This is a genomic window from Pseudomonas sp. NBRC 100443 (assembly GCF_030268185.1).
GTDB lineage: Bacteria > Pseudomonadota > Gammaproteobacteria > Pseudomonadales > Pseudomonadaceae > Pseudomonas > Pseudomonas citronellolis.
In genome coordinates this window covers 1-255 of the sequence record NZ_BSQE01000109.1, presented here as the reverse complement: position 1 = coordinate 255, position 255 = coordinate 1, and the positions used below count along the sequence as shown (strand labels likewise).

The 255-nt window shown below is 53.3% G+C and carries 1 rRNA gene; it reads left to right on the top strand.

The window, feature by feature from the left end:
* Nucleotides 1-255 (top strand): 16S ribosomal RNA (locus tag QSJ95_RS32760); the annotation flags it as partial.

Sequence of the window (255 nt, the reverse complement as noted above, 5' to 3'; positions counted from 1 at the left end):
AGCCGCGGTAATACGAAGGGTGCAAGCGTTAATCGGAATTACTGGGCGTAAAGCGCGCGTAGGTGGTTTGGTAAGATGGATGTGAAATCCCCGGGCTCAACCTGGGAACTGCATCCATAACTGCCTGACTAGAGTACGGTAGAGGGTGGTGGAATTTCCTGTGTAGCGGTGAAATGCGTAGATATAGGAAGGAACACCAGTGGCGAAGGCGACCACCTGGACTGATACTGACACTGAGGTGCGAAAGCGTGGGGA